Genomic DNA, 12,834 nt, shown 5'->3' with positions numbered 1-12,834 from the left:
GATAGAAAAGTATATTTCTCATTAGATTGGAGTGGCTCTAAAACTGCCTCGTCACCTCTGACTGCCGCCGACCGGGAGCACACGCCCATGCCCTTCAACGAACGTTCCAAGAATATCACCCAGGGCATCGCCCGCTCGCCGAACCGCGCGATGTATTACGCGCTGGGTTACGAGAAGGCCGATTTCGACAAGCCGATGATCGGCATCGCCAACGGGCATTCGACGATCACGCCGTGCAATGCCGGCCTGCAGCCGCTGGCGGACGCCGCGATCGCAGCGATCAAGGCAGCCGGCGGCAATCCGCAGGTCTTCGGCACGCCGACGATCTCGGACGGAATGTCGATGGGCACCGAGGGCATGAAATACTCCCTGGTCTCCCGCGAGGTCATTGCCGATTGCGTCGAAACCTCGGTGCAGGGCCAGTGGATGGACGGCGTGCTCGTCCTCGGCGGCTGCGACAAGAACATGCCGGGCGGCATGATCGGCATTCTGCGTGCCAATGCGCCGGCGATCTATGTCTATGGCGGCACCATCAAGCCGGGAAAATGGAAGGGTGAGGATCTGTCGATCGTCTCGGCCTTCGAGGCGGTCGGTGCCTTCATGGCCGGCAAGATGAGCCAGGAGGACTTTGACGGGATCGAGCGCAACGCCTGCCCGACGACCGGTTCCTGCGGCGGAATGTATACCGCAAACACGATGAGCTCTTCGTTCGAAGCGCTCGGCATGTCGCTGCTCTACTCCTCCAACATGGCCAATCCCGATCAGGAGAAGGTCGACAGCACCGCTGAATCGGCCCGCGTTCTGGTCGAGGCGGTGAAGAAGGGCATCAAGCCGCGCGATATCGTCACCCGCAAGTCGATCGAGAACGCGGTCGCGCTGATCATGGCGACCGGCGGTTCGACCAATGCCGTGCTGCATTATCTGGCGATCGCCCACGCCGCCGAGGTGGAGTGGACGCTGGACGATTTCGAGCGCGTTCGCCGCAAGGTTCCGGTGATCTGCGACCTCAAGCCCTCCGGCAAATACATGGCTGTCGATCTGCATCAGGCCGGCGGTGTCCCGCAGGTGCTGAAAGTCCTGCTCACCGCCGGGCTCCTGCATGGCGATTGCCTGACCATCACCGGGCGCACCATGGCGGAAGAGCTGGCCGATGTGCCGGATGTGCCGCGGGCCTCGCAGGAGGTGATCCGCCCGATCAGCGGGGCGCTCTACAAGGAAGGCCACCTCGCCATCCTCAGGGGCAATCTCGCGGAGGGCGGAGCGGTTGCCAAGATCTCGGGTCTGAAGAGCCCCGTCATCAGCGGTCCTGCTCGGGTGTTCGAGGACGAACAATCGGCGATGGAGGCGATCCTTTCCGACAAGATCCGCCCCGGCGACGTTGTGGTCCTGCGCTATCTCGGGCCGAAGGGCGGGCCGGGCATGCCTGAGATGCTGGCTCCGACCTCGGCGATCATCGGCCGTGGCCTCGGCGACAGCGTCGGCCTGATCACGGATGGCCGCTTCTCCGGCGGCACCTGGGGCATGGTCGTGGGCCACGTCACGCCCGAGGCGTTCGAGGGCGGCACGATCGCGCTCGTCCACGAAGGCGACCAGATCACGATCGACGCTCACAAGCTGCTCCTGCAGCTCGATGTCGACGCGGCCGAGATCGAACGCCGGCGGTCTGCCTGGACGCAGCCGGAGCCCCGCTACAAGCGCGGCGTGCTGGCAAAATATTCGGCGCTCGCACGCTCCGCCAGCGAGGGTGCGGTGACGGGATAATTCCGAAGGAGGTTCCGAAGGAACGCCTTTGATGATGGCCGGGCTCGTCCCGGCCATTCTTCATTCAGCCTGCTCGCCGCGTATTCGTGCAATCGCTGAAACGTGTGCCGTCCGAGGGATCCCCGGCCACCTCCTTCGCGCTATGATTGTGGTGTGTTCCGTCGCGGGAGCGTGCCATGCGCCACATCCTACTTCTTGCGGCTTCAGTCCTTCCCCTTGTCACTGTCGCTGTCGACGATGCATCCGCCCAGGGACGATACGGCGGAGGGGGCTTCCATGGCGGCGGCTGGCATGGTGGCATGCGCGCCGGCGGTTGGTACGGGCGGGGCGTCGGGTTCCGGCCTGGAGGGTACGGATATCGCGGCGTCGGCTGGAGAGGCGGCTGGAACCGACCCTATATGCGGGCAGGAAACTACTGGGGCTGGCGTCGCGGCTGGGGTTACTCCCGTTACGGCTATGGCTGGGGCGCGGCCGGTCTCGTTGCCGGCACGGCGATCGCGGCCTCGGCTGCCTACCCGTATTACGGATACGACTATTCGTATCCGTACGAGTCTCCTTATGCTTACTCCTATAGCTACCCTGCCTATTCCACACCCGTCTCGAGCGATGTCGGCGGCTATTGCGCGACGCCGGTCAGGACCTGCGCGCTGATCGACGCGGGATTGGTCGGCACGGGCTGCTCCTGCCGCGTCTCCGGTGGCCGGGCCCGGGGAACCGTGATCGGCCCTTGATCGCTGACTCGGCTGGCGCTGCGGTTCGCCGTGAGGCCCCGTCTCCGATCGGCGTTCCCGAACAGGAAAACATCACGGAATTTATCCGGACCCATCCGGCCGCATCATCCAAAACCGAACGTTGCGGTGAGAGATGATGCGGCCTATGGCCTAAAGCATCGGCCCGAAAAGTGGATTGCGGTTTTCGGGAAAGCCTATGCAAACGCAGAAGGTTAGATCATCGGACCGGATACGATATCCGGTCCGATGATTTAGCGTGCGATCGGGTTCAGGATTTCTTCTTCTTGCCTGGCTTCTTCGCGGCTGAATCCTTGGCCTTGGCTGGTTTCCCGCCGCCCTTCTTCTTGAACTCCGCATAGAATTCGTCGGCCATGCCAAGCAAGGCGTGGCCGATCCGGGCGTATTCGAACTCGTTCAGATTGGCGAGCGAGACGCGACCTGCCGGTTGCTGCGTGCCGAAACCGCGACCGGGCAGGAGCACGATGCCGGTCTCGTCGGCGATGCGGAAGAGAAGGTCGCCGGCGCTCGCGCGATCCTTCACCCAGGCCGCGAATTCGAGGCCGTGCAGCTTGCGCGCGATGTCTTCGAGATCGAGCAAGGTGTAGTAGTCGACGGCATTCGGCCCGGTTTCAGGCGGAAGCCCGAGCTCGCGGTAGAGCGCCGCTTCGCGCCGCCTGATCAGCGTCTTGAGTTCGGTCTTGTAGTTATCGCCCTCGTCCATCAGCGCGAAGAGCGAGAACAGCACCATCTGCACCTGCTGCGGCGTCGACAGGCCGGCCGTGTGGTTGAGTGCAACGGTGCGGCTGTCGGCGACGAGCCGATCGATGAACTTGAACGAACGCACATCGGGAAGCAGCGAGCCATAGCGCTTGTCGAGCGCGACCTTGGTGGACTCTGGCAAGGCTGCGAGCTGATCGTCGAAGATGTTCTGCTTGTGCGTCGCGATCACGCCGAGCCGCCAGCCGGTCGCACCGAAATATTTCGAGAACGAGTAGACCAGCATGGTGTTCTGCGGGCAGATCGCAAAGAGCGAGCGGAAATTATCGGCGAAGGTCCCATAGACATCGTCGGTGAGGATGGTGAGGTCGGGCCGGTGATCCCGAACGATGCGCGCGACCGTATCCAGGCTACGGTCGTCCATCTTGACGGAAGGCGGGTTGCTCGGGTTGACGCAGAAGAACACCTTGATCGCCGGGTCCTTGAGCTTCTCGAGCTCCTTGTCCGGGTATTGCCAGTCCTGCTTGGGGTCGGCGTTGATCGCGACTTCTTCCAGCCCGTATTCGTCGAGTTCCGGGATCTCGATATAGGGTGTGAACACGGGCAGGCCGATGGCGACCTTGTCGCCGCGCTTGAGCAGGCCGTTCTGCTTCAGCGTGTTGAAGATATAGGTCATCGCGGCGGTTCCGCCTTCGACGGCAAAGAGATCGATGCTCGCCGCCGGCAGGAAGCCGCCGATCATCTCCTTGACGATGTATTGCCGGACGATGTCCTCGCTGACCTTCAGCATCCGCGGCGGCACGGGGTAATTGCTGCCCAGGATGCCTTCGACCATCTCATGCAGGAAATCCGAGGCTGAAAGACCGAGCTGGTCGCGGACATAGCTCAGCGCGCGCCCGAGGAAGACGACGCCCTGCTGATCGCGATGCTCGGCCGTGAAGCGCTCGAAGCGGCCCTCGATGCCCGCGATCTTGGGCAACCCGCCGACGCCGTTCTGCATGTAGGAATAGCTGAGTTCCGCTTCTGCGACGGCGAACAGACCGAGGCGGAAGAAGGCCCGTCGCGGCAGCGTCGCCAGGAAGTTCGGATTGCCGCGCCCGGCATTCAGCATCAGCCGGTTTTCCCTGCTGGAGGCGAGCTTGATCAGCTCGTCCTTCAGCTCGAAGGGGCTCAGCTTGGCATATTGCGAATAGTCGATGGTCATGGGGCGTCTCCGGCTGGTTCAGGCAAAGGCGACGACGAGGGGACCTAGCAGGGTGAGGAACACGTTCGCCAGCGCGTAGGTGATGGCGAAGGGCGTGGTCGGTATGGAGTTGCCGGCCTTGTCGAGCACCTCGCCAAAGGCGGGATTGGCGCTGCGCGAGCCGGAAAGGGCACCGGCGAAAATGGCCGTGTTGTCGTAGCGAAGGATGTAGCGGCCAACCAGCATGGTGATGATCAGCGGCAGGATCGTCACGATGACCCCGGCGATGAAGATCGAGACGCCGCTTTGTAGGACCGTGCTGACCGCCTGCAGGCCCGATTGCAGCCCGACGACCGCGACGAACCCGGCGAGGCCGAGATCCCGCAGCAGGGTCGAGGCCGGCGTCGGCATGTTGCCGACCGTCAGGTTGCGACTGCGATACCAACCGAAGGCGAGGCCGGAGAGCAGGGCGCCGCCGCCGCTGCCGAGCGTCAGCGGGATCGAGCCGATGCGAACGACCAGAAGACCGATCAGCAGGCCGACGACGAGGCCGAAGCCGTGGAAGACGAAATCCGTCTTGTCGCTGGGCAGGATGATGCTGCCGACGATCCGTGCCATGCGCTGCACATCGTCCGACGTGCCATAGAGAGTGACGACGTCGCCAGGCTCGATCATCGTGTCGCCCTTCAGGACTATCGGCTTGCCGGCCCGCTTGACCTCGATGACATAGATGCCGTGGCGGAGCTGCCCCGCGGTGGCCGCATTGATTTCGGCGACTGTCTTGCGCACGAAATCGGGATTGGTGATCGCGACGTCGCGCGTGACGACGATGACATCCATGCCTTCCGAGGATTGCAGCTCGGGCCCCAGCTTGGGAGCCAGCCCGACGACGCCGACCCGTCGGCCGATGACGAGGACGATGTCGCCGGCCGTCAGCGGCAATGAAGGCTGCACCGCAATCAGGGCGCCGCCGCGCTTGACGCGTTCGATGCTGACGGGGGACGGGGCGCTCGCCTCCAGGTCTTCGACGGTCTTGCCGGCTCCGGCCTCGATGCGGAAGATCCGTCCGACGAGATCGGGAGCGGCGGCATGTTCGCCGGCTCCATAGATCTTGGCGCCGGCCAGAAGCTCGGTCTCGGCCTTGATCGCGTCGTCGCGGATGGTCCGTCCCATCAGCCAGGGCAGGACGTTGACGCAGACGATGATCGCGCCGAACGAGCCGAAGATATAGGTGACGGCGTAGCCGACCGCGACATTGCCTTGCAGGCGCTGCACCTCTTCCGCTGCGAGGCCGAGCTTTCCGATGGCGGCGCTCGCGGTGCCGATGATGGCCGACTGGGTCAGGCCACCGGCCGCAATGCCGGCTGCGAGGCCCTTATCCAGCCCCATCACCCGCGCCAGCACGACGACGGTCGCTAGGCCGCTGAGGGCGAGGACCGCCGCCATGACGATCTCGCGGATCGATTGGCGGCCGAGCGAGCGGAAGAATTGCGGCCCGCTTTCGAAACCGACCGCGTAGATGAACAGGGCGAAGAGGACCGATTTGATGCCGTTGTCGATGGAGACGCCGACCTGGCTGATCACGACCGCCACAAGCAGAGAGCCGGCGACACCGCCGAGCTGGAATTTCCCGAACTGGAACTTGCCGATCCAGTATCCGATCGCCAGCGACAAGAAGAGTGCGATCTCGGGGGATTGGTTCAGGACAGAGTGAACCCAGGACACGGAGCCTCCTTGGTATCGACAAAGTCTTCCGCCGAGGAACTTCGCAGCTTCGGCTACGGTTGCAAGCTAAAAGTGCCGGAACGGCATGAGGGCCCTGCATCTGCCCTATATTTGCGGAACGACATGTCTAAAAAGCGAGGAATGTCGCTGTTCTTCTCGCTTTTCTCTAAATTTGGCCGGGACGCTGCTGTCTCATGTCGCTCAGGGCGAGGTCGCCGGCGCTACTCAGCGAACCGCGCGCGCTGCTTCCTGTCCGGCAATCCTGCCCGAGAACAGGCAGCCGCCAAGGAAGGTTCCTTCGAGTGCACGATAGCCGTGTAGTCCGCCACCGCCGAACCCGGCCGCTTCGCCAGCCGCATAGAGGCCGGCTAGAGGCGATCCATCGTCTCCGAGCACGCGCGAAGACAGGTCGGTCAAAAGCCCGCCCAGCGATTTGCGCGTCAGGATGTTGAGGCGCACAGCAATCAACGGGCCGTGCCGTGGATCGAGGATCCGGTGCGGCCTTGCGGTTCGGATCAACCGGTCGCCGATATAGGCGCGTGCGCCGCGCAGAGCCGTCAGCTGCAGGTCCTTGCCGAAGGCGCTGTTGGCCTCGCGGTCGCGTGCTTCGATCTCGGCGCGAAGACGCGCCTCGTCGATCAGGTTGTCGCCCGTCAGGGCATTCATGCGCGCGACGAGGCGCGAAAACTCCGCCTCGACGATGAAATCCTCGCCCTTGTCCATGAACGCCTGAACCGGACCCGGAATGCCGGCAGTGGCGCGCTCGATCACCTTGCGCCAGCTCTTGCCGGTAAGGTCGGGATTCTGCTCCGAACCGGAAAGCGCGAATTCCTTGGCGATGATGCTCCGGTCGAGCACGAACCAGGAATAGTCGAAGCCGGTCTTCATGATGTGCTCGAGCGTTCCGAGCGTGTCGAAGCCGGGAAAGAGCGGCACAGGCAGTCGGTTGCCACGCGCGTCGAACCAGAACGGGGAGGGGCCGGGCAAGATGCGGATGCCGTGCTTCGGCCAGACCGGGCTCCAGTTCCGGATGCCCTCGACATAGTGCCACATCCGGTCGCCATTGATCAGGCGCGCGCCGGCCGCTTCGGTGACCCCGAGCATCTTGCCGTCGACATGCTCCGGTACGCCCGACAGCAGGCGCTTCGGCGGCGTACCCAGTCGCGCAGGCCAGTGTCGCCGCACGAGGTCATGATTGCCGCCGATGCCACCCGAACAGACGATCACGGCCTGGGCCTTCAGCGTGAACTGGCCCACCATGCCGCGGGAACTCGCCTCTCCGCGTCTGACCCCGCTCGTCTCCAGGATTTCGCCCTCGACGCCGTCGATCGCGCCTGCACTCTTCGTCAGCCCGGTGACGCGATGGCGGAAGCGCAGCGAAGCCAGCCCGCTTGCCGCAGCCTCGCGCACGCGTCGAAGGAAGGGTTCGAGCAGACCGGGGCCGGTGCCCCAGGTGACGTGGAAACGCGGCACCGAATTGCCATGCCCGGTTGCGAGATAGCCGCCGCGCTCGGCCCAGCCGACGATGGGAAACCAGCGGATGCCCTGGCGGTGCAGCCAGCTGCGCTTCTCGCCGGCTGCGAAATCGACATAGGCTTTTGCCCAGCGCCGCGGCCACTCGTCCTCGTCGCGATCGAAGCCGGCCGAGCCGAACCAATCCTGCAGTGCAAGCTCACGTGAGTCGTGGATCCGCAACCGGCGCTGCTCCGGCGAATCGACCAGGAAGAGCCCGCCAAAGGACCAGAAGGCCTGCCCGCCGAGCGACTGTTCCGGCTCCTGGTCGAGCAGGATGACCCTGCGCCCGGCATCGGCAAGCTCTGCCGTGGCGACGAGGCCGGCGAGGCCTGCCCCTATGACGATGACATCTGCATCGAGCGGCATGATCAGCCCCTTCGCCAGGCCATTTCCCCCGCAACCACTATGGCGACACCGTCTGCGGCGACAAGGCGGCCCGGCCCCGGTTGACGAATGGCCCGGGCTGCGCGAACCCCTTGGGTATGAATATGATTGCCCAGCGCCCTTTTCTCGGTGTCACCAGCTCGGCGCTCGGCCGCATCTGGCGTGATCGGCTCGATGCCGCAGGGCTCGGCCGTGCCGAGGCCCTCTCGCAGGTCGAAGGGCTCCCCGATATCGTGGCACGCGTGCTTGCCGGCCGCGGCGTCGAGGCTGCCGATGCCATGCGCTATCTCGAGCCGAAGCTGCGCGATCTCCTGCCCGACCCCTCGACCCTGGTCGGCATGGATGCGGCTGCCGCGCGCCTGGCAAACGCGGTTGCAACACGAGAGGCCGTCGCGATCTTCGGGGACTACGACGTCGACGGCGCCTGTTCCTCCGCCCTGCTGGCGGGTTTTCTGCGCGATGCCGGCGCCCGGCCGCGCATTCACATTCCGGACCGGCTGATCGAGGGGTACGGCCCCAACAGCGAAGCCATCCGCATGCTGGCCACCGAGGGGGCGACGCTGCTCGTCACGGTCGATTGCGGCACGACCAGCCATGAACCGCTGGCAGAAGCGCGCCGGCTCGGCCTGGATGTCGTCGTGCTCGACCATCACCAGGCGCCTGAACAGCTTCCGCAGGTCGAGGCGCTGGTGAATCCGAACCGGCAGGACGATCTCTCGGGGCTCGGCCATCTCTGCGCCGCCGGGGTCGTTTTCCTGACGCTGGTCGCGACCGCCCGAGAACTGCGTCGGCAGGGCTTCTGGGCGCAGCGTGGCGCCGAGCCGGATCTGCTCGCCTCGCTTGATGTCGTCGCACTTGCGACCGTTGCCGATGTCGTGCCGCTCAAGGGGTTGAACCGCGCCTTCGTCCGGCAGGGCATCGCGATGCTGCGCGGCCGCACGCGGGCGGGCCTCGCGTCCTTGCTCGACGTCGCCGGGCTCGATGGCCCTGTCCAGCCCTGGCATCTCGGGTTCCTGCTCGGGCCGCGCATTAATGCGGGTGGACGCATCGGCGATGCCGGCCTTGGCGCGCGGCTGCTGATGACTGCCGACGAGATCGAGGCGCGCAGCATCGCCGCCGAACTCAACCGCCTGAATCAGGAGCGGCAGGAGATCGAGAAGCTCGCCGTCGAGGAGGCGGTGGCGCAGGCCGACTACGCCTTGACGAAAGCTGAGGACCTGTCGGTCCTGCTGGCGCGTTCGGCCGACTGGCATCCCGGCATCGTCGGTCTCGTCGCGGCGCGCCTCAAGGAGCGTTTTCGCCGCCCAGCCTTTGCGCTGGCGCAGAACGGGGAGGGCGGCGCGACCGGCTCGGGCCGTTCGGTCGCCGGCGTCGATCTCGGCCGCGCCGTCAGGCAGGCGGTGGACGCGGGGCTTGCGGTGAAAGGCGGCGGCCACGCCATGGCGGCCGGCGTCACGCTGGCCCCGGGGCAGGATACGGCCTTCCATGCCTTTCTCGCCGAACGTCTCGCTCCGGAGGTCGCCCAGGCGCGCGAATCGGAATCGCTGCTCGTCGATGCGGCGATGAGCGCGGGCGGCGCCAATCCCCGCCTGCTGGCGGAAATCGAGAAGGCCGGCCCCTATGGCGCCGGCTGCCCCGAGCCCGTCTTCGTCTTTCCCTCGCATCGCCTGGTCGATGCCGTCGAGATCGGCAGCGGCGGCCATGTCAGGATCAAGCTCCGCAGCGGCGATGGCGCCACGATCGGCGGTATTGCCTTCCGCGTGGCCCAGGAACCGCTGGGCCGTGCGCTACTGGCCGCACGCGGCGAAAGCGTGCATCTGGCCGCAAGCCTCACCCTTAACCGCTGGGGCGGCAAGGAAACCGTGGAAGTGCGGGTGATCGATCTTGCCCGGGTGGTGTGAGCCCATCTGGCCTGTGCATGACTGCTATCTGGCGTCGAGAATTTGCCAAACTCAGGCTTGCCGATCCGGGAATGTCGCACTATAGCTCGCCCCGCTTCCGATGGGTTGCAACGAATTGCAACCGAAGCCTTGCGGCCTTCGTCTATCGGTTAGGACACCAGCCTTTCACGCTGGGGAGACGGGTTCGACTCCCGTAGGCCGCGCCACACTCCTTATGGGGTGTTAAATATCTGAAAAATCGGGATATTCGCTGAAGGGCGGCCGGGACGTGCCTACGATGCCCCCTTGCACCGTGCTGCAGAGGCATCGTGTCAGGTCGCCGACGCAGCGCGTGGGCAGCAGGAGAGGGCCGTGCCGTCGCTTCCCCTTCGTGAGACGATTCTATTGTTGATCTCAGATACGAGCCACTGAGCCCGTCCTCGTGACCATCGGCTCGTCGCCGGGAACGAACGGCGTCATCTCCCCAGGCGGACGAGCCGACCGCGGGGGATGACGACGCGGGTGCAGCTTGCCGCTGTCAGGCTTCGATGGCGCATCCCAGGCGGGCAAGAGTTGCATCGATCCAACTCCGATCGTCCTTGCCCTCTTTGATCGCCAGCATCTTCTTTTCTTCCGCCTCGTGCTTCTTGCGCGCGGCTTCATAGATCGCGTCGGCGTGGTCGAAGGGCACACAGAGAATGCCGTCGTCATCGCCAATGACGAGATCGCCGGGCTCGATCACCATGCCCTCGATCGAGATCGGAACGTTGATCTCGCCCGGCCCGTCCTTGTAGGGGCCGCGATGGCTGATGCCCGCTGCGAAGATCGGCAGGTCGTTCTCGCGGATCCAGGCGGCATCGCGCACTGCTCCGTGGAGCACGATGCCGGCGATGCCACGCGTCTGCGCATGCGAGATCATGAGTTCGCCGATCAGCGAGTTCGTGAGATCGCCACCCGCATCCACGACGATGACATCACCGGGGGCGGCGAGATCGAGCGCCTTGTGGATCATCAGGTTGTCGCCGGGGCGTGTCTTGACGGTGATGGCCGGCCCGGCCATGACGCCGCCGCGATGAAGCGGGCGAAGCGAAGCGCCGCCCGCCGTCATCCGCGACATCGAATCGCTGACATTGGCCACCGGCAACGCGCGGAAACGCGCGATGAGGCTGCTGTCGACCTGGCGGCGACGCTTGAGAATCCGAAATCCGAGCATGAGCTATCCTTTGCTGTCTGCGCCAGCCAGCCGGGGTCGAGATGCATCCGTGGTGGCGCCGAGGGATTGCCCCGTTTGGGGCAATGACGGGCGAGGCCGGCTCGATCACGCTGCGTTTGGACGAAATCGTCAAAACGCAGAAAACGTGATCGAATCTAATAGTTTAGAGCATGCTGCGAAAAGCCGTTGCCACTTTTCGCAGCATGCTCTATGTCGCGCCGGCCTCTTCGCGGTCGACGCGCTCCTTGCCCCGGCGGATCGCGGGCAGGACCATGCTGCCGAGAAGCAGCATCGTCACGATGAGGAAGCCGAGGCTGATCGGGCTGGTGAGGAAGACCGTGAAATCGCCTTGCGACAGGAGCAGAGCGCGACGGATGCTCTCTTCCATCAGGGGGCCGAGCACGAAGCCGAGCACCAGGGGCGCAGGCGGGCAGTCGAGCTTGGCCAGAACGTAGCCGAGCACGCCGATGCCGGCACAGAGATAGACGTCGATCGCGCTGCCGTTGATGCTGTAATTGCCGACCGCGCAGAACATGATGATCGACGGGAAGAGCCAGCGATAAGGCACGCTCAGCAGCCGCACCCAGATTCCAACCAGCGGCAGGTTGAGCGCCACCAGCATGACGTTTCCGATGAACATGCTGGCGATGACGCCCCAGAACAGCTCCGGGTTGCGGGTCATGACCGTCGGTCCCGGCTGGACGCCGTTCATCACGAGCGCGCCGAGGATCAGCGCCATCGTGGCGCTTCCGGGAATTCCCAGCGTGAGCGTCGGTATGAAGGCCGTCTGGGCGGCGGCATTGTTCGCAGCCTCGGGAGCCGCGACGCCCTCGATCGCACCCTGACCGAAGCGCGAGGGATCCCGTGCCAGCTTCTTCTCGAGCATATAGGCCGAGAAGGACGAGATTGAAGGACCGGTACCCGGCAGGATGCCGAAGAACGAACCGATCGCGGTTCCGCGCAGGGTCGGCAGGGTGATCGCCTTCAGATCGGACAGGCTTGGCATAAGTCCGGCGATATTCGCCTTGAAGATGCCGCGCTCTTCTTTTTGCTCCAGATTCATCACGACTTCCGACAAGGCGAATATGCCGACCGCCAGAACCGTGAAGCCGATGCCGCCGGCAAGTTCGGGCAGGCCGAACGTGTATCGTTCCATGCCCGAGTTCACGTCAGTGCCGATAAGGCCGAGGAGCAGGCCCACGACAACCATGGCAAGCGCCTTGAGCATGTCGCCATGCGACAGCACCGATGCCGAAACGAGCCCCATCACCATCAGCGAGAAATACTCAGGCGCGCCGAACTGCAGCGCCCATCCCGCGAGCGGCGTACCGAGCAGCACGATCAGCAGCGTGCCGATGCAGCCGGCAACGAAGGACGAAATCGCAGCCGTGGCGAGAGCTGCCCCGGCCCGGCCGTTCCGAGCCATCTGGTAGCCGTCGAGACATGTCACGGCCGACGACGTTTCGCCCGGCAGGTTGACGAGGATGGCGGTGGTGGAGCCGCCATACTGGGCGCCATAATAGATGCCCGACAGCATGATCAGCGCCGAGACCGGGGGGAGCCCGAAGGTTATCGGCAGCAGCATCGAGATCGTGACCAGCGGCCCGACCCCGGGCAGCACGCCGATCAGCGTTCCGAGCGCGACGCCCAGAAGGCAATAGGTCAGGTTCTGGACCGTCATGGCGACGCCGAACCCGAGCGCGAAATGTTCGAGCATCTCCATGG

At 64.9% G+C, this 12,834-nt stretch carries 8 protein-coding genes and 1 tRNA gene; 4 read left to right on the top strand and 5 right to left on the bottom strand.

The window, feature by feature from the left end:
• Positions 1-87 precede the first annotated feature (87 nt).
• Both ilvD and AB4118_RS17440 read left to right on the top strand, forming a co-directional pair.
• Positions 88-1,761 (top strand): dihydroxy-acid dehydratase, encoded by a 1,674-nt coding sequence (gene ilvD / locus AB4118_RS17445; protein WP_441490921.1) that lies wholly within the window; start codon positions 88-90, stop codon positions 1,759-1,761.
• Positions 1,762-1,937: 176 nt separating this feature from the next.
• Positions 1,938-2,492 carry a hypothetical protein gene (locus AB4118_RS17440; protein ID WP_441490920.1) on the top strand — a complete coding sequence of 185 codons (555 nt, stop codon included), beginning with the start codon at positions 1,938-1,940 and terminating at the stop codon, positions 2,490-2,492.
• A 268-nt stretch (positions 2,493-2,760) separates the two neighbouring features.
• Here AB4118_RS17440 and AB4118_RS17435 read toward each other — a convergent pair whose 3' ends face one another.
• The 3 genes from AB4118_RS17435 to AB4118_RS17425 all read right to left on the bottom strand — a co-directional run bounded on the left by AB4118_RS17435 (position 2,761) and on the right by AB4118_RS17425 (position 7,998).
• The gene (locus AB4118_RS17435; protein ID WP_441490919.1) at positions 2,761-4,413 is read right to left on the bottom strand and encodes a bifunctional aspartate transaminase/aspartate 4-decarboxylase; all 1,653 of its coding nucleotides are present in this window, start codon (positions 4,411-4,413) and stop codon (positions 2,761-2,763) included.
• An 18-nt stretch (positions 4,414-4,431) separates the two neighbouring features.
• Positions 4,432-6,117 (bottom strand): aspartate-alanine antiporter, encoded by a 1,686-nt coding sequence (gene aspT / locus AB4118_RS17430; RefSeq protein ID WP_441490918.1) that lies wholly within the window; start codon positions 6,115-6,117, stop codon positions 4,432-4,434.
• Positions 6,118-6,342: 225 nt separating this feature from the next.
• A complete protein-coding gene (locus tag AB4118_RS17425) occupies positions 6,343-7,998 on the bottom strand; it encodes an FAD-binding dehydrogenase (RefSeq protein WP_441490917.1) in 1,656 nt (551 codons plus the stop codon).
• 116 nt (positions 7,999-8,114) lie between these two features.
• Here AB4118_RS17425 and recJ point away from each other — a divergent pair, with 116 nt between their 5' ends.
• Both recJ and AB4118_RS17415 read left to right on the top strand, forming a co-directional pair.
• Positions 8,115-9,917, top strand: coding sequence for a single-stranded-DNA-specific exonuclease RecJ (gene recJ / locus AB4118_RS17420; RefSeq protein ID WP_441490916.1), 1,803 nt, complete (start codon positions 8,115-8,117; stop codon positions 9,915-9,917).
• A 131-nt stretch (positions 9,918-10,048) separates the two neighbouring features.
• Positions 10,049-10,123 (top strand) — tRNA-Glu (locus AB4118_RS17415).
• 311 nt (positions 10,124-10,434) lie between these two features.
• Here AB4118_RS17415 and AB4118_RS17410 read toward each other — a convergent pair.
• Together AB4118_RS17410 and AB4118_RS17405 are read right to left on the bottom strand one after the other, a co-directional pair.
• Positions 10,435-11,109, bottom strand: a complete 675-nt coding sequence (locus AB4118_RS17410; protein ID WP_441490915.1) for an RraA family protein — start codon at positions 11,107-11,109, stop codon at positions 10,435-10,437.
• A 208-nt stretch (positions 11,110-11,317) separates the two neighbouring features.
• Positions 11,318-12,832 carry a tripartite tricarboxylate transporter permease gene (locus AB4118_RS17405; protein ID WP_441490914.1) on the bottom strand — a complete coding sequence of 505 codons (1,515 nt, stop codon included), beginning with the start codon at positions 12,830-12,832 and terminating at the stop codon, positions 11,318-11,320.
• Positions 12,833-12,834: the final 2 nt, after the last annotated feature.

The organism is Allobosea sp. 2RAB26 (assembly GCF_052115465.1).
Lineage (GTDB): Bacteria > Pseudomonadota > Alphaproteobacteria > Rhizobiales > Beijerinckiaceae > Allobosea.
This window is presented reverse-complemented; position numbering and strand designations above follow the sequence as displayed.